We start from the raw sequence: 17,194 nt of genomic DNA on the forward strand, positions 1-17,194 counted from the left end.
GGCATGTCTTATCCCGCCGCAAATGCGGTCACCGTCCGCCGGGCCAGGACCGGCGATGTACCGGCCGTGCGAAGCCTTCTCGATGCGTACGTCGGCGACGGGATCCTGCTCGACAAAGCAACGGTCACCCTTTACGAGTCCATCCAGGAGTTCTGGGTGGCGGAACGCGACTCGGACGCCCGGGTGGTGGGCTGCGGGGCGCTGCACGTGATGTGGGAAGACCTCGCCGAAGTGCGCACTCTTGCCGTCGACCCCGAGTTCCACGGCGGCGGCATCGGACATCTCGTACTCGGCAAGCTGCTCCAGACCGCCCGCCGGCTCGGAGTGCGCCGCGTTTTCTGTCTTACCTTCGAGGTCGCGTTCTTCGCGAAGCACGGGTTCACGGAGATCGGGGAGACTCCGGTCGATACCGTCGACACAGATGTCTACAGCGAGCTGCTGCGCTCCTATGACGAGGGCGTCGCCGAGTTCCTCGGTCTCGAACGAGTGAAGCCGAACACCTTGGGCAACACCCGGATGCTTCTGCACCTGTGATCGGGGAAGCGGCAGGAAGCTGTCGGAACCCTATGTCCGAATCGCGTACGTTTCCCTGGAGCCAAGGATCCTGAACCTCTCCAGGGGGTTTGTGTTTTCCAGGCAAAAGCGGTTTCCTTTCCGCGTACTGCATTTTCGATGAAAGGAAATCCGGTGGCACAGAAGGTTCAGGTCCTTCTTGTCGATGACCTCGACGGTGGCGAGGCTGACGAGACCGTGACGTTCGCTCTTGACGGGAAGAGCTTCGAGATCGACCTCACCACCGCCAACGCGGACAAGCTCCGGGGTCTCCTTGAGCCGTACGTGAAGAGCGGCCGGCGCACCGGTGGCCGCGCGGCCGGCGGTCGTGGCAAGGCCCGTGGCGCGCTGCTCGGTACCGGCAACCAGAACACCGCCGAGATCCGCAAGTGGGCCAAGGAGCAGGGTTACAACGTGAACGACCGCGGACGCGTCCCGGCCGAAATCCGTGAGGCCTACGAGAAGCAGAACGGCTGAGTTCCCGCGTTCCCCGCACCACCTGGGGATTTCGCGTGAAACAACCGGGCCCGGTGGCATTCCGTCGCCGCCGCGGCCACCAGCCTCACGAGGCTGAGGCCCGCGGCGCGACCGCCCGGCAGGGTCTCCGGACCCTGGGAAGCGCCCTTTTCGCCGGCACCACCGCACTGAGTGAATCCGGTGAAAGAGGGCAGCCGAGCTTCCACCTCGCACCCGGGCTCGGGGGGCCGCAGCCATACGGCGGCCCCCCGCGAGCCGGCCCATCCCGGCGGCAGGGGTGCGGTGATCCGGCCCCCGGCGCCGACGGCCGTCAGATCGAGGCCGACGCCGCCCCACTCCAGCCAGTCGAGCAGCCCCGGCAGCTCGTCCGCGCTTCCGGCCGCCACGAGCAGCCGCATCCGGTGTCCCACGAGGGCGACCGGACCCGTCCGCTCGTACCGCTTCAGCAGGGCGGATCCGGCGGTCGCCGGGAGTTCCAGGACGTCGAAGCGCAGTCCGGTGAGCAGCTGGACGGGGGGACCCGCGGAAACGGCCCAGCCGAGCTCGCGCTCGTACCACTGCGCGAGCGGGCCATCCAGGGGGACGCGGGGTGCCGGCACGGTGAAGGCCATGCCCGGAGCAACTGGAGAAACGTCGCCGGGTTACGCTGAGTTTCCGGACGGCTGCGCTCCGTTGTTGAATGCGGGGCGCGTGGGGCTGTGGGTGGGCGCAAGGTTGTTCGCCCGTAGCTTACGGAACCGGGGTGCGCCGCATGGAGTGTCGGTCCCGACGGGTAAGACATTCCTAGTGGGGAGGGGCGACACGCTCGTCAGGCGGTCTCACGTTCGCCATCGGCGTACTGGAGACAGGGGTATCTGCCTGGCCTGCGGGAACATCGTCTCGCACCATCGGGTTGGAGCAGTTGTCGGCTGTTCGGGCCGGGAGGCAATGAACGGGTGTCGGCAGTTGGAATGAGCTGTCCCGCCCTGCGGGACTAGCATGCGGAAGGACAGGGAGGGGACCGCCCCCTTACTGCCCGACCGCTCTGAGGAGCGATTAACGATGTTCGAGAGGTTCACCGACCGCGCGCGGCGGGTTGTCGTCCTGGCTCAGGAAGAAGCCCGGATGCTCAACCACAACTACATCGGCACCGAGCACATCCTCCTGGGCCTGATCCACGAGGGTGAGGGTGTCGCCGCTAAGGCCCTGGAGAGCCTCGGGATTTCGCTCGAGGCGGTCCGCCAGCAGGTGGAGGAGATCATCGGCCAGGGCCAGCAGGCCCCGTCCGGGCACATCCCCTTCACGCCCCGTGCCAAGAAGGTCCTGGAGCTGTCGCTCCGCGAGGCCCTCCAGCTCGGCCACAACTACATCGGCACCGAGCACATCCTGCTCGGCCTGATCCGCGAGGGCGAGGGCGTCGCCGCCCAGGTCCTCGTGAAGCTGGGCGCCGATCTCAACCGGGTGCGGCAGCAGGTCATCCAGCTGCTCTCCGGCTACCAGGGCAAGGAAGCCGCCACCGCCGGCGGCCCTGCGGAGGGCACTCCCTCCACGTCCCTGGTGCTCGACCAGTTCGGCCGCAACCTGACGCAGGCCGCTCGCGAATCCAAGCTCGACCCGGTCATCGGGCGCGAGAAGGAGATCGAGCGCGTCATGCAGGTGCTGTCGCGCCGTACCAAGAACAACCCGGTGCTCATCGGCGAGCCCGGCGTCGGCAAGACCGCCGTCGTCGAGGGCCTGGCCCAGGCGATCGTCAAGGGCGAGGTGCCCGAGACGCTCAAGGACAAGCACCTCTACACGCTGGACCTCGGCGCCCTGGTCGCCGGATCCCGCTACCGCGGTGACTTCGAGGAGCGCCTGAAGAAGGTCCTCAAGGAGATCCGCACCCGCGGCGACATCATCCTGTTCATCGACGAGCTCCACACCCTGGTGGGTGCGGGTGCCGCCGAGGGCGCGATCGACGCCGCCTCGATCCTGAAGCCGATGCTGGCCCGCGGTGAGCTCCAGACCATCGGCGCCACCACGCTCGACGAGTACCGCAAGCACCTGGAGAAGGACGCGGCCCTCGAGCGCCGCTTCCAGCCCATCCAGGTCGCCGAGCCGTCGCTGCCGCACACCATCGAGATCCTCAAGGGTCTGCGCGACCGCTACGAGGCCCACCACCGCGTCTCGATCACGGACGAGGCCCTCGTCCAGGCCGCGACGCTGGCCGACCGGTACATCTCGGACCGCTTCCTGCCGGACAAGGCGATCGACCTGATCGACGAGGCCGGCTCCCGGATGCGCATCCGCCGGATGACCGCGCCGCCGGACCTCCGCGAGTTCGACGAGAAGATCGCGGGCGTGCGCCGCGACAAGGAGTCGGCGATCGACTCCCAGGACTTCGAGAAGGCGGCCTCTCTCCGCGACAAGGAGAAGCAGCTGCTCGCCGCGAAGGCCAAGCGCGAGAAGGAGTGGAAGGCCGGCGACATGGACGTCGTCGCCGAGGTCGACGGCGAGCTGATCGCCGAGGTGCTGGCCACGGCCACGGGCATCCCGGTCTTCAAGCTCACCGAGGAGGAGTCCTCGCGGCTGCTCCGCATGGAGGACGAGCTGCACAAGCGCGTCATCGGCCAGAAGGACGCCATCAAGGCGCTCTCGCAGGCCATCCGCCGTACCCGTGCCGGCCTGAAGGACCCGAAGCGCCCCGGCGGTTCGTTCATCTTCGCGGGCCCGTCCGGTGTCGGTAAGACCGAGCTGTCCAAGACGCTCGCCGAATTCCTCTTCGGCGACGAGGACGCACTGATCTCCCTCGACATGTCGGAGTTCAGCGAGAAGCACACGGTTTCCCGCCTCTTCGGTTCGCCCCCCGGTTACGTGGGTTACGAAGAGGGCGGTCAGCTCACCGAGAAGGTGCGCCGCAAGCCGTTCTCCGTCGTCCTCTTCGACGAGGTCGAGAAGGCCCACCCCGATATCTTCAATTCCCTGCTCCAGATTCTGGAAGACGGTCGCCTGACCGACTCCCAGGGCCGGGTCGTGGACTTCAAGAACACGGTCATCATCATGACGACCAACCTCGGGACCCGGGACATCTCCAAGGGCTTCAACCTGGGCTTCGCCGCCCAGGGCGACGTCAAGACCGGTTACGAGCGCATGAAGGCCAAGGTCAACGAGGAGCTGAAGCAGCACTTCCGCCCCGAGTTCCTCAACCGTGTCGACGACACGGTGGTCTTCCACCAGCTCACCGAGGAAGACATCATCGAGATCGTCGACCTCATGATCGCCAAGGTGGACGAGCGCCTCAAGGACCGCGACATGGGCATCGAGCTCAATGCCGAGGCCAAGTCGCTGCTCGCCAAGAAGGGCTACGACCCGATCATGGGCGCCCGGCCGCTGCGCCGGACGATCCAGCGGGAGATCGAGGACATCCTCTCCGAGAAGATCCTCTTCGGTGAGCTGCGCCCCGGTCACATCGTGGTCATCGGCACCGAGGGTGAGGGTGAGGACAAGAAGTTCACCTTTCGCGGCGAGGAGAAGTCGGCCCTGCCCGACGTCCCGCCGATCGAGGACGCGGCCGCAGGCGGCGCCGGTCCGAACCTGAGCAAGGAGGCGTAGTCCTCTTCGGAGGTCTTGCCTGAAGGGGCTGCCCCGGCCCGTACGTCACGTACGGACCGGGGCAGCCCCTTTGTGTGTCGCCCGCCGGGAACTCTTCAACCCGCTTGATTTCTCAGGGGAGTTCGGGCGGTGGCGGCCCGCCGTTGACCGTGACCGTCAGGCCCGGGCGGCGCAGCAGGGCGGCCGGGTTCCAGGAGCCGGCCTGGACGGTGCCCACCGCGAGGTCCACCGTCGTCAGCGCGGGAAACACCGCGAGGACCGCGCCGAGGTCGCCGTCGGAGTTCGCGAGCCACAGGTCGAGGTGGCGCACGCTCGGCAGCGGCGCCACCCCCGCGAGGGCGGCCACCGAGCTGAGCGCGACGCCGAGCCGGGTGATGCCGGGCCGCCCGCGTACGTACGCAAGGAGCCGCCGGGTGGTGGCCGAGGAGGAGGGGGCGAGCTCCAGGTAGCTGAGGGCGGGCCAGCGGCTCAGGGCATCGAAGCCGGCGACCTGGTCGGCCTCCAGATGCAGGGTGGTGACGCCGCTCAGGACCGGCAGCTGGGCGAGGTGCAGGTCGGTGCTGCTGCCGAACAGCAGGGTGCGCAGCGCGGGAAGCTCACCGAGCGGGGACAGGTCGACCTCCTGGGCGGACACGTCGAGCAGCCCGAGCGAGGTCAGCCTGGGCAGCCGGGCGAGCTGGCCGAGGTCGCGCAGGCCCGAACCCCGCAGCACCTCCAGGTCTTCGAGCCGCTCCGTGCTGTCCCGCAGGAACGCCAGGTCGGTGAGGCTCTCGCAGCCGTTCAGGCGCAGGGCCGCGACCTTGCGGCCGCGCAGCGCCGTGTGCAGCTCGTCCGCGGTGAGGTCGGGCGGCACGGTGATCCACAGCCGGCGGGCCTCGGGGACGTGCGGGAGCTGGGCGAGCTGCCAGCGGGTCTCCACGTGCAGCCGGGCCTCGCGCAGGTCGAGGTGGGCGAGGACTTCGCGGGCGTACCGCTCGGCCGGGTAGCGCGACCACTCGGTGGCGAACAGGTCGACGGCGTCCGGGTGGGCGGCGGACCAGGCGCGGGCGTGCTCGATGGACTCCGCGTTGCCGACCCGGTTGATGAGCCCGACGACGTTCGCCAGCGCTTCGGGGGGTGTGTCGCCCGGGGCCGGTAAGTGGGTGAGGACGGACGGGCCGAGCCGGGCCAGGAGCGTGACGGTCTCCAGGTCGCGGGGCGGGAGCAGCGCGCCGATGTGCTCGCGGACCCGGCGGGCGGTCGTCTCGTCCAGGTAGGCGGCGTGCTGGGCGCACCGGGCCGCCAGTACGTGGATCTTGGCCTTGTCCTGGTGGCTGTGGCGGCGGGAGCCCGCGTCGAGCAGGCCGTTGATGAGGACCGGCCGGTCGCGGCGGCCGCAGTGCCCGGCGGCGAGCAGGATCACGTCCTGCCACTGCTGCTCCTCGGAGGCGTGCCGCAGGAGCTCGCCCAGGTGCCCGTCCTCCACGAATTCCTTCGCCGCCAGGAAGTCCTGGAAGGTGCGGTGGGTGAACTGGAAGACGTCGTCGGCGCGTTCCTGGAGCAGCCCGCTGCGGTTGAGCAGATGCCGCAGTACGTCTTCGGGGGTGCCCTGGCCGCGTACGTTCTCCATGCCCGACAGGGCCCGGTCGAGCCGGCGCAGTGCCTGGTCGCGGGAGAACTCCGACTGGCCCTCGCGCACCAGCCACACCGCGATCCGCTGGAGCAGTTCGGTGCACTCGTCGGCGCTGATCTGGATGCCCTCGGGCGCCTCGACCTTCCTCTGCTGGTCCCGGTTGCCGAGCAGCATCCGTAACGCCGCCTCGTACAGCTTCCAGCGGGTGTCGGGCAGGAAGCCCTGGCGCAGCCGGTGCAGGGCGCAGATAACCGCGCACAGCAAGGGGGTACGGGCGAGGCCCCGCAGGGCGCTGTTCTGCTTGAACTGTTCGGACAGGTCGCGCTCCAGCTCGTCCAGGTCCTCGTGCGGGCCGCTGTCGAGCCGGGCCGCGCGGTGCCAGGCGGCGATGAACGCGGTGATGTCCTCGTCGTTCATCGGGAGCAGCCTGAGCTCCTCGAAGCCCGCGTACTTCAGCCAGTCCGGCTCGACCGCCATCGGCCGCACGGTGACCACGCAGCGGGTGCGCGGATAGCGGTCGAGGAGCGCCGCGAGCCAGCGGTGTGCCTCCTCGCGGTCCTCCTGGGGCACCTCGTCGAGGCCGTCCACCAGGAGCAGCGCCTGCCCGGTCTTCAGGACGCGCCCGGCCCAGCCCTCGGGCGCCGCGTCCACCACAAGCCGTGCCGCGGTGGGGAGTTGGGCGGGCAGCGGGAAGGTGGCGCCCTGGGCGCGCAGGGTGCGCAGCGGCACCACGAACGGGACGAGCGCGTTGAGATCGGCGAGCCCCGGGCCGAGCCGCCCGGCCGCCGCGTGCGCCGCGAGCCACCACACCAGGGTGGTCTTGCCGGCGCCCGCCTCGCCCCGGATGAGGACCCGGGGCCGGGAGGCGAGCAGGGCGTCGATGCGCTGCGGCGCGCTGTCCATCAGAGGGCGGCCCGGCTGCGGCGGCTCGGTCGCCTTGGGCCTGGCCTCCAGGCTGAGGTAGGCGGTGTCGAGGTCCCACTCGGAGTCCCGCTTGTTCAGCTCGTCCAGGCCGAAGATCTTCGTCTTGCGGTACGAGGCGCCGATGGCCTCCGCGTACTCGTGCTCGTAGCGCTGGTCCTCCGGGGGTACGCCGGTGACCAGTTCGAGGCTGGTCACCGCGGTCAGCGTCGCGAACGCGGCGCGGAATCCCTCCGAGGCGAAGATGCCCCGCAGCGGCACGCACACCACCCGGCGGTGGCCGCGCCCGCGCGGGATCTCCTTGACCAGGCCGAGCAGCGTCGCCGCCGCGAACAGCGGCGCGCCCGACAGGCCCGCGAGCGGCGAGCTGCCGTCCGCGCGCTCACTGGCCGGGGGCCGGTGCAGCTCGCAGACCAGATCGTCGCGCAGACTGCCCGCGACCGGCAGGACGGTGCCGACGAACTGGTCGTAGTCGAGGTGGTGGTCCGCGCCGTAGCGCTGGATGTCGGGGAAGCCGATGATCTCGCAGCCGGGCAGCGACTGCGCGGTGTCGACGGTGCCGAGCCGCAGAAGACCGGGAAGCAGCTCCTCGTCGCTGTAGATCAGAGCCGCGTCCAACTCGGCGTCCTGCCACAGCACTTGACCGGTGACCTCGCCGATGGAGGGGTGGGCGAGCCGGACCGGCGGGGCGCCCGCCAGGTTGTGCGCACAGGTCAGCACCAGCCAGGGGGACACGATGACCCCGCTGCCCTGGCGCCCGTCGGACAGTACGGCCACGACCCGGTCGGCGGTCGTGGGCAGTGACGTACTCACCGCGGCTCGGTCCCGAAGCCGCCCCCGGGCCGGTCGTTGCCGACCTTCCAGGCGGAGCCGTCGGTCGCGGCGTGCGGCTTCAGGGTGAAGGACACCTTGTGCGTACGTCCCGTACCGCGCCCGGCGTCGGCGCCCGCGTCGACCACCCAGGCCCGGACCTTGAGGCCGCCCTTGAGCTCCCTGCGGAGTTCGAGCGTGAACTCCATCTGGATGTCGCCGAGTTCGAAGACCAGCGGCTGCCCGGTGGCCCGGGCGGCGGCCTCGGTGAGCTGATCGCGTACGGACGCGATGGCGTCGGCCAGCTCGATCCCGTCGAATGCGTGCGTGTCGTCCTCGTATCTGCTGTCGGTACGCCTGTCGTCGCTCATGTCGCGGCCCCCTCGCCTCGCCCCAATTCTGGCTCTGTGGAAGGGAGTTGGGACAGAGTCGTGCGCATGCGACGGGTCGGCTTGGAATATTAGGTTGCTGCCTAATACCCCTAGCATTAGCGTCCTGTGGCATGAAGGCCGTATCCGAGCGGGACATCCGCGCATCGTTCATCAACTGCTCCAAGGGCGAGGCCGCGCGCCTGGCCGTACCGCGCGACCTGGACGCCCTCCCCTGGGACGACCTGGACTTCCTGGGCTGGCGCGAACCGTCGGCCCCGGACCGCGCCAACCTCGTCACCGAACACGCCGGAAGGCTGGTGGGCGTGGCCCTGCGCTACCCGTCCCGCCGGCGTGGCCTGCTGCAACGCAGCATGTGCTCGGTCTGCCTGACGACGCACTCGGGGAGCGGGGTGTCGCTGATGACGGCCCGCCTGGCCGGAAAGGCGGGGCGGGAGGGCAACTCGGTGGGCATCTACATGTGCACGGACCTGGCGTGCTCGCTGTATGTGCGGGGGAAGCGGGTGCCGGAGGGGGTGGGCGGGCGGTTCGAGGAGTCGCTCAGCCTGGAGGAGCAGGTGGGGAGGGCGACCGGCAATCTGGGGGCATTTCTCGCGAAGGTCGGCCTCCCGCGGTGACCCGGACGTCTGGGCCGACGGCCTCGACGGTCCGCGACGCGAAAGCCCCCCGAGGGTTGCGGGGCCTTGGTCCCTCGGGGGGAGGGCTTATGGCCCGGCGGCGGTGACAAGGCGCACAGGGGATTTGGGGCCTACTACGGGACTTAGGAGGTGTTCCGCGGGGGTTTGAGGTATTCCCGGGGTGATCCATACGGCTTTCGCTAGTAGATGGGCGTTTTGGGTGGGGATGGGGGTTCGGGTTACCAAGGTGGTGCGACCCGGTGTGCCGTTCCGCGTGCCGGGTTCTCGCTTGCCGGCCGGACTTGTTCGGCGGCCGCCCCTGTCGTCGTACGGAAGAGCTCCCGCATGCCCCAGCGCACCCCGTTCAAGCCTGCCCGCCCGTCCGCGTTCCGTCTGCGCGCCGCGGCCGTGACCGCCGTCGCCGCGATGGGCGGCGCCGCCTTCCTCGGTACGGGTGTCGCGGTCGCCGACGAGGTGAAGGCCGCTCCGCTCGCGACCGCCTCCACCACCACGAACGCGGTCGCCGGCCAGGCCAAGGCGCAGGCGAAGGCGGCCGCGGCGAAGCAGGCCAAGGCCGCCTCCTGGGTGCACCCGGTCGCGCGCTACACGCTGAGCGCGAGCTTCGGCCTGGGCGGTTCGATGTGGGCGAGCAAGCACTCGGGGCAGGACTTCGCAGTGCCCAGCGGCACGCCCGTCTCCGCCGCGCACGCCGGAACCGTCGTCAAGGCCGGCCCGGTCGGCGCCGGTGACGGCCCCGCGTACGGCAACGCGATAGTGATCAAGCACGCGAACGGCACGTACTCGCAGTACGCCCACCTGTCGCAGATCAAGGTGCGCATCGGCCAGAGCGTGGCCACCGGCGAGCGCATCGCGCTGTCCGGCAGCACCGGCAACTCCAGCGGCCCGCACCTGCACTTCGAGATCCGCAAGACGCCGAACTACGGCTCGGCGATCAACCCGGTCGCCTTCCTGAAGACGGTGGGCGTCACCGTCTGACCGCCTATGCGCGGCTGTTGCGGTGGGCCTGGACGACCAGGTCGTTGGCGACTTCGAGGATGCTGGTGCGCTTCTCCTCGGGGTCGCCTTCCATGTCTTTGAGGACGAACATCCCGGCGTGCATCGAGAACAGCGCCGTGAAGCAGCGGATGCGGTCGGACATGGCGGAGTCCGGGTCCTTGAGCAGGTCGACCATCGCGTGCATCCGCTCCTTGAACATCTCGCCGATGCTCAGCTCGCGCATGGTCGCCTGGTTCTCCTGCATGAACCGGAACAGCGGCTCCGCCCCGATGAGCGCCTCGCTGTAGCGGCGCAGGATCTCCAGCTTCACGTCCAGCGTCTTCGGCTGCGTGCGGCCCCACTCGATCACCTCGTCCATGGGCCTGGTGAGGTCCTGGAAGAGGCTGATGATGATGTCTTCCTTGGTCTTGAAGTGGTAGTAGAGCGCGGCCTTCGTCACCTCGAGCCGCTCGGCGATCTCGCGCAGCGAGGTCTTCTCGTACCCCTGCTCACCGAAGAGCTCCAGGGCAACGTCCTGGATCCGCTGGCGGGTGTTTCCTCTGGCCATGCCTGCTCTCCCGAATGCGTACGGCCGCCGTCCCCCGGCGGCCGTGCCGTTTGTCATTTACTTACTTGACGCCCGGCAAGTTGGGGTCTACCTTCCCCAGTGTAGTGGCAACTAGCCGGGCGACAAGTAAGTGCCTCACCCGGTGGACGGCAGGCTTCAGGGAGTTGGGGACGATGGCGACGGGGATACCGGACGAGACGGCGGCGGAGGCGGGGGTGAGCGACGGGCCACAGCCCCGCAGCGTCCGCGTCGTGCTGCTCGCGCTCATGATCGCGATGCTGCTCGCGATGCTGGACAACATGATCGTGAACACGGCGATGCCGACGATCGTGGGCGAGCTCGGGGGACTGGAGCACCTGTCCTGGGTGGTGACCGCGTACACCCTGGCCACCGCCGCCTCCACGCCGATCTGGGGCAAGCTCGGCGACATGTACGGGCGCAAGGGCGCCTTCCTCACCTCCATCGCGATCTTCCTGCTCGGTTCCGCGCTCAGCGGCATGGCGCAGGACATGTCCCAGCTCATCGGCTTCCGCGCGATCCAGGGCCTCGGCGCGGGCGGCCTCATGGTCGGCGTCATGGCGATCATCGGTGACCTGATTCCGCCCCGGGACCGCGGCAAGTACCAGGGCATGATGGCCGGTGTCATGGCGCTCGCGATGATCGGCGGTCCGCTGGTCGGCGGCGCCATCACCGACCACCTCGGCTGGCGCTGGACGTTCTACATCAACATCCCCCTCGGCGCGGTCGCGCTCGCCATGGTCACCGCCGTACTGCACCTGCCCAAGAAGCGGGCGCGCGGGCGGATCGACTACCTCGGCACGATTCTGCTGACCGTCGGCATCACCTCGATCGTCCTGGTCACCACGTGGGGCGGCTCGCAGTACGCCTGGGGCTCCGCAATCATCATGGAGCTCATCGCGCTCGGTGTGGCCTCGATCGTCGGCTTCCTCTTCGTCGAGACGAAAGCCGCCGAACCGATCGTGCCGCTGCACATCTTCCGCAACCGCAACTTCTCGCTGATGTCCGGGATCGGCTTCCTCACCGGCTTCGTGATGTTCGGCGCGATGCTGTTCCTGCCGCTGTTCCAGCAGTCCGTGCAGGGCGCCTCGGCCACCAACTCCGGCCTGCTGCTGCTTCCGATGCTGCTCTCGATGATGGTCGTCTCGCTGATCGCGGGCCGGGTCACCACCAACAGCGGCAAGTACAAGATCTTCCCGATCCTGGGCGGCGCGCTCGTCGTGGTCGGCCTGTTCCTGCTCTCCACGATGGACGTCACCACGACCCGGCTCATGTCCGGCGTCTACATGGCGGTGCTCGGCGCGGGCATGGGCTTCCTGATGCAGATCACGATGCTGGTCGCGCAGAACAGCGTCGAGATGAAGGACATGGGCGTCGCCTCGTCCTCCACGACCCTCTTCCGTACGCTCGGCTCGTCCTTCGGCGTCTCGATCATGGGCGCGATCTTCACGAACCGGGTGGGCGACGAGATGACGCGGCGCCTCGGCTCGGCGGCGTCCTCGGGTGCCGGGAAGCTGGCCAACGCCCAGTTGGACAAGGCGAGCCTGGACAAGCTGGCGGCTCCGGTGCGTGAGGCGTACCAGTACGCCGTTGCCTCCGGTACGCATGGAACGTTCCTGGTCGGTTCGATCATCGCGGTGGCCATGTTCGTGGCGGCCCTCTTCGTGAAGGAAGTCCCGCTGCGGGGCTCCGCGCCGGCCCCGTCGCCGGACAAGTCCGCCCCGGCGGACGCGGCGGCCCTCTCGGAGCCGGTCGCCTAGGGCCTCCCGGCCCCGGGGCTCCGCCGTCGTATCGGCTGGGCCCGCACCCCGGACCCCGACGCGCTTCCCCACCCCGCCGCCCGTGCGGCGGGGTGGGGAAGCGTTTTTCGTGCGTTTTTCGTGCGGCTCAGGCGGAGGCGCCCTCGTCTCCCGCGAACAGGCTGATGACCCCGGCGGGAGCGTCGGCGCCGAAGATGAAGTCGATGGTGTCGTGGGCGGCCGCAGCGGCCTTGTGGCTCCGGGGGAACATGCGGCTCTCGTAGTCGGCGAGAGCCCGCTCGATGTCGTCGGGGTGGGCCGCGATCGCCGTACCGAGTTCGGCTCCGTCGAGCATCGCGAGATTGGCTCCGTCTCCTCCGGGGACGGTCGCGTGTGCCGCGTCGCCGAGGAGTGTCACGCCGGGGACCCGGTCCCAGCGGTGGTCGTCCGGCAGCTCGTGGATGCTGCGCAGGACGGGTGCGGACTCGCCGTCGGTGATCAGGGCCAGCAGTTCCGGTGCCCAGCCGTCGAACTCGGCCGCCACCCGTGCCCTCGCCGCCGGGGCGTCGGTGAAGTCGATCGCATCGAACCACTCCGCCGGGCGGTGCAGCACGACGTAGGTGTGGACGACGTCACCGGGTTCGCGGTGGGCGAGGAAGCCCTTGCCCGGGACCAGCGCGTACAGGGCGCCGTTCCCGACGAGCCCGGCCACGTGCGGGTGGGCCGTGTCGACGTCGTGGAGGCAGGTGTCGATGTAGCTCATGCCCGAGTACACCGGCCGCTCGTCCGAAAGCAGCGCCCGGACCTTGGACCAGACTCCGTCGGCACCCACGAGGACGTCGGACACGGCCGACGAGCCGTCCGCGAACGACACCCGGTGCCGTCCGTCTCCGACGGGCGTCGCCGAGACGAGCTTCCTGCCCCAGCGCACCGTGCCGGGCGGCAGCGCGTCGAGCAGGATCCGGCGGATGTCGCCGCGCAGGGTTTCCGGCCGGGCCAGGGAGCCGTCGTCCGGCCGGTCGACGACCACGCGCCCCTGCCCGTCGACGACACGTCGTGCCCCGCCGCCCCGGTGGATGACCGAGCGGTACTCCTCGGTGAGCCCGGCCATCTCCAGGGCGAGCTGGCCGTCCTCCTCGTGGAGGTCGAGCTGCCCTCCCTGGGTGCGCACGCCCGCGGACTCCTCCGCCTCGTAGACGGTGGCGGGGATGCCGTGGAGGTGCAGGATCCGGGCGAGCGTGAGTCCGCCGAGGCCGGCGCCGATGATCGAGACCGAGGTCGTCATGGTGATTCCTTTTCGAGTCGGTTCATCTTCCCTGCATAACGAACATTGTTCTATGAGCGATCATTGTTCGTCAACGGGTAGAGTGGCGCCGTGGCAGGACGACGGGCAGCGCGTGACGCAATCTCCCGGGACCAGTGGGCGGCGCTGATCTCGGCCAAGGACGCCGCCCCGGAAGCCGGTGCGCGCAGGGCCTCCGGCCGGGAGAAGGCCCCCATCACGGTGGAGCGCATCATCGATGCCGCGCTCCAGGCCGTCGAGGCGGGCGGCTTCGAGGAACTGACGATGCGTACGGTCGCGGCGAGCCTCGGGACCGGCCCCGCGTCGCTGTACGCGCACGTACGCAACCGGGCGGAGCTCGGCGACCTGCTCATCGGCAGGCTGTGCTCCCGGGTCGCTCTCCCCGAGCCGGACCCCGGGTGCTGGCGGGACCAGTTCATGGACGTGTGCGCCCAGCTGCGCGATCAGTTCCTGCGCTACCCCGGCATCGCGCAGGCCGCCCTCGCCGTGGTGCCCGCCGATCTGGCAACCCTGCGCGTCGGCGAGGGGATGCTCGCCATCCTGCTCGCCAGTGGCGCGCCTGCCCGGCAGGCGGCCTGGACCGGCGACGCGGCCTTCCTCTACATCACGGGCTACTGCCTGGAGGCATCCGCGGCCCGGCGGCAGAGCGAGGACGCGGACGGCCGTGCGATCGACCCCGCCGAGATCGAGGCGCGGCTCCGGATGCTGCCGCCCGACCAGTTCCCCCATACCGTCGCCCATGCGAGGGAGCTCACCGCAGGCACGGGACACGACCGGTTCACGTTCGCCCTCACCCTGATGCTGGAGGGTCTGGTCCCGCCGCCACGGGCGTGAACGGCCAGGACGTCGGTGCAGCGGGTGACGCCAGGCCGGGCCCCGGGCACCTGCCACCCCGGGTGCCCCGGGGTTACCCCGCCTCCTCCAGCCGGCGCCGATGCCCCGGCGCCTCCGCCGCCACCGACAGCCCCAGCAGCAGGGCCGCCCCCGCCAGGACCGCCGAGACCGGGGCCCGGCCCGCCCAGGGGACCAGTCCCGCGATCAGGAGTGCCGTCGCCAGGCGGAGGCGTACCACCGGATCACGTACGCCCGTGAAGGCCGCCCGTACCGCCGCCGTGGACAGCAGGAACAGCGCCACACCGCCCAGGACGCACAGCGCGAGCGGGGTGGTCAGGCGGCTGGCCGAGCCGACGACCGCCGTGCCCACCGCACCCCCCGCCACCGCGAGCCCGAGCTGCACCGGCAGATGGCCCAGAACGTAGATGTGCAACAGGCGCGGGCTGTCCGCGAGTTCGGCGTGCGCGCCCGGCCGGGTCCCGCTCGCGCTGAAGTAGGACCACCACAGGCAGGCGCACAGCGCGAACGCGGCCGCTCCCGTCACCATCGCCGAGCCCGCCGTCCGTGCCTGGATCAGTCCGTTGGTGAAGCCGAGGACCGATTCGCCGAGCACGATGATCGTGAAAAGACCGAAGCGTTCGCGCAGATGCTCGGTGTGGTGCGGGGCTCGCGCGATCCGGCGGCCCGAGAGCAGCGGAACGGCCAGGTCGACCGCCATCCCGCCGGCCCAGATCCCGTACCGCACCGCGCCCGCCGGCGCGAGCAGCGCCCCGCCCGCCCAGAACAGGGCCGAGATCGCCGACCCGGTCATGAAGGAACGCAGCAGCGGAACGAGCCGCCGGTCCCGCCGGGCCTCATGGGCGTACAGCGCCGCCACGCCGAGCCGGGCGCCGAGGTAGGACAGGGCGAAGCCGGTGTCCGCGCTGTCGGAGGTGCCCACGCTGCCCACGAAGACCGCGAGCCCGCACACCGCCACGAGCCCCGCCATCGTGAGCAGCCGGTGCGACGTGACGTCCCGGTCCGCCCGGTTGGCCCGCACCGCGTACAGCACCCACGTCCACCACAGCGGTACGAACAGGGCGGCCGCCGCCGCGACCGAGCCGAGCGTCGGCTCGGAGCTGATGCGGCGGGTGATCTGGCCGACGGCCGCGACGAACACGAGGTCGCAGAACAGCTCGAACCAGGTGGCCCGCCGCTCGGCCTCGGCCGGCTCGGACACCTCGGGCCGGTCCGGCGCGGGTATCGGTACGGAATCGGACGGTGAAGTACGTGAGCCCTCATGCATGGTCAACAGTGTTGCCACTGTTGGCCGTTGACGCTTCCCATATGCGCCCGCGGCGGGCTACACCTGCCGCGCGTCCTTCGTCGGCGGCTGGACCGGGAAGCTGCCCGTGTTCGTCGGCGCGTGTTCGGGAAGCCAGAGCACCGCGATCGCCCCGCCCGTACCCGGCGCGTGCGGCGCGCCCTCGGGGGCCACGTTGCGGAAGGTGAGCCGGGCGCCGAGCACCTTGGCCTGGCCCGCGGCGATCGTCAGGCCGAGCCCGTGCCCGTTGCCCGCCCGGTCGCTCGACCCCGTACGGAACCGGCTCGGGCCCTCGCGAAGGAGCGCCTCGGGGAAGCCGGACCCGTGGTCGCGGACCCGTACGACCCGGCCCTCGACGGTGACCTCCACCGGTCCCTCGCCGTGCTTGGCGGCGTTGCCGAGCAGGTTGCCCAGGATGCGTTCCAGGCGGCGCGGGTCGGTGGAGACCCACGACTCGTGGATGACGCGCACCTTCACCTCGGGGTCGAACACCGCGACCCGCCGGCTCACGAACTCGCCCAGCGCGATGTCCTGCAGCTCGGCCCGCTCGGAGGCGCTGTCGAGCCGGGCGACCTCCAGGACGTCCTCGACCAGCGTGCGCATGGCCTGCGCCCGGTTGCGCACGAGCTCGGTGGGGCGGCCGGGCGGCAGCAGTTCGGCGGCGGTGAGCAGCCCGGTGACCGGGGTGCGCAGCTCGTGCGCGATGTCCGCGGTGACCCGGCGCTCGGCCTCGATGCGCTCCTGGAGCGCGTCGGTGAGCGCGTCCACGGCGCGGGCGAGCTCGTCGGTCTCGTCGCGTACGACACCGCCGATGGCGTCCCGTACCCGTACCTCCGTGTTGCCCTCGGCGACCTTGCCCGCCGCGTCGGCCGCCTTGCGGAGCCTGCGCGAGATCTGGCCGCCGATGAGGATGCCGAGCGCGCAGCCGCCGAAGACGACCGCGACCGAGCCGATGACCAGGGCGCGGTCGAGGTCGGCCATCACGTTGGAGCTGCGGTCGGTGAAGGTGGAGTGCAGCGAGAGCACGTCGCCGTTGCCGACGGGGACGGCGGCCCAGATATCCGGCGGGCCGCTGCCGCGCTCCTGCACGGAGGACACCTTGCGGCCTTGAAGGGCCTTGGACTTCAGCGCGGGAGGCAGCGCGGGATCGTTCAGCTTGGTGCCGAAGCGGACCCGCTTGTTGCTGGTCTCGTAGTAGTTCTGCGCGAAGTTGAGCCGCTCCATCTGCACTTCGCGGGCGTTGTCGAGCATGGAGACGCGAGCCGCGTTGTGCACGACGAGGCTCAGCGCCATCACGGTGAGCGCGCCGACCGCGGTGATGGCGATACTGATCTTCCAGCGGACACCGGTCCGCAGGGCCGGTCGCCTCATGCGACGTGCTCCTGTTCAGCTTCAGCGCGGCTGCGGCCGGGGGTCCGGGGGTTGGCCCCCGGGAGATGCAGCCGGCGGACACCGGTCCGCAGGGCCGGGCGCCTCACTGGCCCA

The 17,194-nt window shown here is 70.3% G+C and carries 14 protein-coding genes; 7 read left to right on the forward strand and 7 right to left on the reverse strand.

Translation table 11 applies throughout. The features are described from left to right. The first annotated feature begins 3 nt into the window (after positions 1-3). Positions 4-534, forward strand: a complete 531-nt coding sequence (locus ABD346_RS06610; RefSeq protein WP_344372757.1) for an amino-acid N-acetyltransferase — start codon at positions 4-6, stop codon at positions 532-534. A 153-nt stretch (positions 535-687) separates the two neighbouring features. Next, positions 688-1,029 (forward strand): histone-like nucleoid-structuring protein Lsr2, encoded by a 342-nt coding sequence (locus ABD346_RS06615; protein ID WP_053729112.1) that lies wholly within the window; start codon positions 688-690, stop codon positions 1,027-1,029. On the opposite strand, the gene ABD346_RS06620 is transcribed toward ABD346_RS06615, so the two are convergent. Continuing rightward, complete coding sequence (locus tag ABD346_RS06620; protein ID WP_344372761.1) at positions 1,008-1,640, reverse strand: SCO3374 family protein; 633 nt, start codon at positions 1,638-1,640, stop codon at positions 1,008-1,010. The two genes, ABD346_RS06615 and ABD346_RS06620, sit on opposite strands and share 22 nt — an antisense overlap. Positions 1,641-2,070: 430 nt before the next feature. Between ABD346_RS06620 and ABD346_RS06625 the strand changes: the two genes are divergently transcribed. Further along, positions 2,071-4,599: an ATP-dependent Clp protease ATP-binding subunit gene (locus ABD346_RS06625; RefSeq protein WP_114041382.1), complete on the forward strand. Its 2,529-nt coding sequence runs from the start codon at positions 2,071-2,073 to the stop codon at positions 4,597-4,599. A gap of 112 nt (positions 4,600-4,711) precedes the next feature. Here the strand turns inward: ABD346_RS06625 and ABD346_RS06630 are convergent, their stop codons facing one another. Beyond that, complete coding sequence (locus ABD346_RS06630; RefSeq protein ID WP_344372766.1) at positions 4,712-7,945, reverse strand: NACHT domain-containing protein; 3,234 nt, start codon at positions 7,943-7,945, stop codon at positions 4,712-4,714. Further along, on the reverse strand, positions 7,942-8,313 hold the full coding sequence (locus ABD346_RS06635) for a trypco2 family protein (RefSeq protein ID WP_344372768.1): 372 nt from the start codon (positions 8,311-8,313) through the stop codon (positions 7,942-7,944). Before ABD346_RS06635 ends, ABD346_RS06630 begins: the two co-directional genes overlap by 4 nt. Before the next feature lie 131 nt (positions 8,314-8,444). On the opposite strand from ABD346_RS06635, the gene ABD346_RS06640 reads away from it, so the two are divergent. Both ABD346_RS06640 and ABD346_RS06645 read left to right on the forward strand, forming a co-directional pair. Then, complete coding sequence (locus ABD346_RS06640; protein WP_344372771.1) at positions 8,445-8,948, forward strand: FBP domain-containing protein; 504 nt, start codon at positions 8,445-8,447, stop codon at positions 8,946-8,948. Between the two features lie 345 nt (positions 8,949-9,293). Then, positions 9,294-9,944 carry a M23 family metallopeptidase gene (locus tag ABD346_RS06645; RefSeq protein ID WP_344372774.1) on the forward strand — a complete coding sequence of 217 codons (651 nt, stop codon included), beginning with the start codon at positions 9,294-9,296 and terminating at the stop codon, positions 9,942-9,944. A gap of 4 nt (positions 9,945-9,948) precedes the next feature. On the opposite strand, the gene ABD346_RS06650 is transcribed toward ABD346_RS06645, so the two are convergent. Next, positions 9,949-10,512, reverse strand: a complete 564-nt coding sequence (locus ABD346_RS06650) for a TetR/AcrR family transcriptional regulator (RefSeq protein WP_344372777.1) — start codon at positions 10,510-10,512, stop codon at positions 9,949-9,951. Positions 10,513-10,685: 173 nt separating this feature from the next. On the opposite strand from ABD346_RS06650, the gene ABD346_RS06655 reads away from it, so the two are divergent. Further along, positions 10,686-12,290: an MDR family MFS transporter gene (locus tag ABD346_RS06655; RefSeq protein WP_344372780.1), complete on the forward strand. Its 1,605-nt coding sequence runs from the start codon at positions 10,686-10,688 to the stop codon at positions 12,288-12,290. A gap of 127 nt (positions 12,291-12,417) precedes the next feature. On the opposite strand, the gene ABD346_RS06660 is transcribed toward ABD346_RS06655, so the two are convergent. Then, positions 12,418-13,554 (reverse strand): FAD-dependent oxidoreductase, encoded by a 1,137-nt coding sequence (locus ABD346_RS06660; protein WP_344372783.1) that lies wholly within the window; start codon positions 13,552-13,554, stop codon positions 12,418-12,420. A gap of 90 nt (positions 13,555-13,644) precedes the next feature. On the opposite strand from ABD346_RS06660, the gene ABD346_RS06665 reads away from it, so the two are divergent. Then, the gene (locus tag ABD346_RS06665; RefSeq protein ID WP_344372786.1) at positions 13,645-14,406 is read left to right on the forward strand and encodes a TetR/AcrR family transcriptional regulator; all 762 of its coding nucleotides are present in this window, start codon (positions 13,645-13,647) and stop codon (positions 14,404-14,406) included. A gap of 73 nt (positions 14,407-14,479) precedes the next feature. Here the strand turns inward: ABD346_RS06665 and ABD346_RS06670 are convergent, their stop codons facing one another. Further along, on the reverse strand, positions 14,480-15,691 hold the full coding sequence (locus ABD346_RS06670; RefSeq protein WP_344372788.1) for a low temperature requirement protein A: 1,212 nt from the start codon (positions 15,689-15,691) through the stop codon (positions 14,480-14,482). 57 nt (positions 15,692-15,748) lie between these two features. Next, the gene (gene cseC, locus ABD346_RS06675; RefSeq protein WP_344372791.1) at positions 15,749-17,080 is read right to left on the reverse strand and encodes a two-component system sensor histidine kinase CseC; all 1,332 of its coding nucleotides are present in this window, start codon (positions 17,078-17,080) and stop codon (positions 15,749-15,751) included. Between the last annotated feature and the right edge of the window lie 114 nt (positions 17,081-17,194).

Origin of the sequence: Streptomyces mauvecolor, assembly GCF_039532965.1 — a bacterium.
Classification (GTDB): Bacteria; Actinomycetota; Actinomycetes; order Streptomycetales; family Streptomycetaceae; genus Streptomyces; species Streptomyces violascens.

Coding starts and splice junctions, on each gene's coding strand:
- ABD346_RS06610 (WP_344372757.1), top strand. CDS start 4: ATGTCTTATCCCGCCGCAAATGCGGTCACCGTCCGCCGGGCCAGGACC.
- ABD346_RS06620 (WP_344372761.1), bottom strand. CDS start 1,640: ATGGCCTTCACCGTGCCGGCACCCCGCGTCCCCCTGGATGGCCCGCTC.
- ABD346_RS06625 (WP_114041382.1), top strand. CDS start 2,071: ATGTTCGAGAGGTTCACCGACCGCGCGCGGCGGGTTGTCGTCCTGGCT.
- ABD346_RS06635 (WP_344372768.1), bottom strand. CDS start 8,313: ATGAGCGACGACAGGCGTACCGACAGCAGATACGAGGACGACACGCAC.
- ABD346_RS06640 (WP_344372771.1), top strand. CDS start 8,445: ATGAAGGCCGTATCCGAGCGGGACATCCGCGCATCGTTCATCAACTGC.
- ABD346_RS06645 (WP_344372774.1), top strand. CDS start 9,294: ATGCCCCAGCGCACCCCGTTCAAGCCTGCCCGCCCGTCCGCGTTCCGT.
- ABD346_RS06650 (WP_344372777.1), bottom strand. CDS start 10,512: ATGGCCAGAGGAAACACCCGCCAGCGGATCCAGGACGTTGCCCTGGAG.
- ABD346_RS06655 (WP_344372780.1), top strand. CDS start 10,686: ATGGCGACGGGGATACCGGACGAGACGGCGGCGGAGGCGGGGGTGAGC.
- ABD346_RS06660 (WP_344372783.1), bottom strand. CDS start 13,554: ATGACGACCTCGGTCTCGATCATCGGCGCCGGCCTCGGCGGACTCACG.
- ABD346_RS06670 (WP_344372788.1), bottom strand. CDS start 15,691: ATGCATGAGGGCTCACGTACTTCACCGTCCGATTCCGTACCGATACCC.
- cseC (WP_344372791.1), bottom strand. CDS start 17,080: ATGAGGCGACCGGCCCTGCGGACCGGTGTCCGCTGGAAGATCAGTATC.